Source organism: Enterococcus bulliens, assembly GCF_053761865.1.
This window is the reverse complement of the sequence record NZ_JBSMXK010000058.1, coordinates 1-1,205: the sequence shown is the minus strand read 5'-3', so window position 1 is coordinate 1,205 and position 1,205 is coordinate 1. Positions and strand designations below refer to the sequence as shown.

The window sequence follows — 1,205 nt, the reverse complement described above, 5'->3', positions numbered from 1 at the left end:
ATTTTTGCGTACCGATCAAAGGAACACATGATCGAGGGGATTGGACTAGTGATCACTTCAGAAGAAGGGGTGATCGAAAACAATAATCGATTCACTCATTGGACACCAAATGTATTTCGCTATGGAACGTATGCTGATGAAGCCAGAATGTTTACAAAAGGTCATTCTGAGGACAATTTGCGTCAAATCAATACTTTCTTTGTTGATTTTGACACATTGGATCCAAACTTTGACTATGGAGAAATTATCTTGGCCAGTCACGAGATCGGCTTTATGCCGACAATGATTCTACGTACACCGCATGGATTTCAAGCTTTCTATGTACTAGACAAGCCTGCATACGTGACGAAGAAATCAAATTTTAAAGTGATCAATGTGGCCAAAATGATCTCAAAAAATCTAAGAAACAAATTTTCAAATGATTATCGGTTTCCAGTTGATGTAAATGCCAATCATTTTGGGATCACACGTATGCCTTCTGAAGAGAATGTTTTATTCTTTGAACCACAGTATCGTTATAGTTTCGAAGAATGGATCGACTGGTCAATGAGAGAAGATGCGGACAAAAAAGCGGAGATCAAAAACGTTTTTGTATTACCATCTACTCAAGAATTTCGTCAAGTCGATGAACCCTGGTTCCAGCTGTTGCTAAAAAGTCAAAAAATACAAGGTGAAAAGGGCGTATATGGTCGAAATAATGTCATATTCACCTTGTCTTTGGCATACTTTTCGTCAGGATACGAAGTAGAAGCATGTGAATTGACGATGTTAGAGTTCAATGACCGCTTGGCTAACCCTTTATCTGATCGAGAATTAACCAGAATCATTCGTTCCGCTTACTCCGGAAAATATCAAGCAGCGCACAGAGAAAAAATTGTCCTATTATGCCAAGAGTGGGTCGATGCCAATCTTTCTGAAGAGCAACTATTCAACAAAAAACGAGGTTGGTGGAAATTCAAGAAAGAAAGAGCTATTCGCAAGTATTCACATAGTCATGAATGGGCAGAAGATCTACTGTCTTATTTGAATGAGCAATCCTATGAAGAACAACCATACATTATTTCTACAAAAAAAGAGTTAACTGAACGTTTAGAGATCCCAAAACGTTCCCTGGACAAAGTACTGAAGCAGTTGAGAGAAGAGAACAAAATTCATTTTCGTGTTCGTGCTGGTCGTAATGGAGGGATTATTCTAGCTTCGATACA

1 protein-coding gene is annotated in these 1,205 nt (G+C 38.4%); it reads left to right on the top strand.

Going from position 1 to position 1,205, the window contains the following annotated elements; genetic code table 11:
* Nucleotides 1-1,205, top strand: a 1,205-nt coding sequence (locus ACWOEC_RS12220; protein WP_455308483.1) for a primase C-terminal domain-containing protein, incomplete at both ends; no start/stop codon positions are given.